This window comes from Chitinimonas sp., from assembly GCF_041904975.1.
GTDB lineage: Bacteria > Pseudomonadota > Gammaproteobacteria > Burkholderiales > Chitinimonadaceae > Chitinimonas.
On record NZ_JAYRLZ010000447.1, the window covers coordinates 1 to 1,833 of the forward strand.

The window sequence follows — 1,833 nt, forward strand, 5'->3', positions numbered from 1 at the left end:
AACAGGCCGGCGATCTTCAACTCGTAGCGGTCGCGCTCGGTCATATGGAACTGCTTGAACGGGCCATAGGTGACCCGGCTCACCGCCTCGGCCAGCAGCATAGTCAGGGCCGGTACCCGTTCGCAGTGGCCGCCGGTATAGGGCGATTTGTCGTCGATGGCGGTGTTGATCAGACTGATCAGCGATTCGAACAGCGATTCGAGCTGGTTGATCAGCTGGCGGTTGGTCAGGGCGATGGCGGCTTGCGAGGCAAGCGACTCGACCAGGCGCTGGTCCTGCTCACTGAAGGCAACGATGTCGCCATCGGCGGCGGTGGCATTGATCAGCTGCAGCACGCCGATGATTTCGTTCTCGTGATTTTTCAGCGGAACGGTAAGGAAGGATTTGGAACGGTAGCCGGTGCTTTCGTCAAAGCGGCGCGTGCCGGAAAAATCGTAGCCATGGGCGGTGTAGGCATCGGCGATATTGATGGTTTCGCCATACAGGGCAGCGCAGGACACCACATTGTGGGTATTGGGCGTGCCATCGGCGAGGTGCAGCGGTATCGGGGCGAACGGCGGCTTTTTGCCCGAAGAGCCGCCCAGGGCGATGCCAAGCGACTGGGTGACGACGATCTCGAAGCGCAATACATCCTGGTCGGCCAGGTAGACGGTGCCGGCGTCGGCATTCACCAGTTTTTTCGATGCGAGCAGGATCAATTCGACCAGCCGGGTGATATCGCGCTCCGACGACAGGGCAATGCCGATGGCGTTGAGCATTTCCAGGCGCTGGTTCAGGGCATCGGCGCTGTGCATGGTGGTACTCCTGCGGTCACTACTTGATGCAGACGGCGCGTACCTGGTGCAGGTCGGTGATGCCTTGCATCACTTTCTCGATACCGTCCTGCTTGAGGGTGCGCATGCCTTCATCCAGGGCAATGGCAAACAGCTCGGCAACCCTGGCATGGCTCTGGATGGCTTTTTTTACCGGATCGGTGCCGACCAGCAACTCATGCAGGCCGACCCGGCCCTTGTAGCCGGTGCCGCCGCAGGCATCGCAGCCTACCGGCTTGTACAGGGTGAATTTGCCATCCTTGTCGGCAAAATCGCGGCGCCATTCCTCCAGCAGCTGCTTTTGCGCGGCGGCCGGGTCGCGGGTCCAGCTGGCGGTATTGGCCAGTTCGCTCGAATACTCGGCCAGGATCATCTTCAGCTCATCTGCTTCCGGGTGATAAGCCTGTTTGCATTTGCACAGCCGCTTGGCCAGGCGCTGCGCCAGGATGCCAAGCAGGGCATCGGCGAAGTTGAACGGGTCCATGCCCATGTCCAACAGGCGGATGATGGACTCGGGCGCCGAATTGGTGTGCAGGGTGGCCAGCACCAGGTGGCCGGTCAGCGAGGCCTCGATGCCGGTGCTGGTGGTTTCCTTGTCGCGCATTTCACCGACCATGATCACATCGGGGTCGGCCCGCAAAAAGGCCTTCATGGCAGTGGCAAAGTTCAGTCCGGCCTTCGGGTTCATCTGCACCTGGCGCAGGCCCTTCTGGGTGATTTCCACCGGGTCTTCGGCGGTCCAGATCTTGGTTTCCGGCGTGTTGAGGAATTTGAGCACCGAATGCAAGGTGGTGGTTTTGCCCGAGCCGGTCGGGCCGCAGACAAAGAACAGCCCATAGGGCTTGGAAATCACCTTGCGCAAGGTCTCGTCATTGCGCTTGGAAAAGCCCATCTTCTCCAGCGGCAATGGCTCGCCCGAGGCGAGGATACGCATCACCATATCCTCGAGGCCGCCGGCGGTGGGGATGGTGGCGACGCGCAGCTCGATATCGAGCGGGCCGTATTTCTTGAATTTGATCTT

The 1,833-nt window shown here is 60.7% G+C and carries 2 protein-coding genes; both read right to left on the reverse strand.

Translation table 11 applies throughout. The features are described from left to right. Positions 1-794: GAF domain-containing protein (locus tag ACE3OH_RS22020; protein ID WP_374358387.1), on the reverse strand; the 794-nt coding region annotated here is incomplete at its 3' end. A 19-nt stretch (positions 795-813) separates the two neighbouring features. Continuing rightward, a partial coding sequence (locus ACE3OH_RS22025; protein ID WP_374358390.1) for a GspE/PulE family protein occupies positions 814-1,833 on the reverse strand: 1,020 nt, incomplete at its 5' end.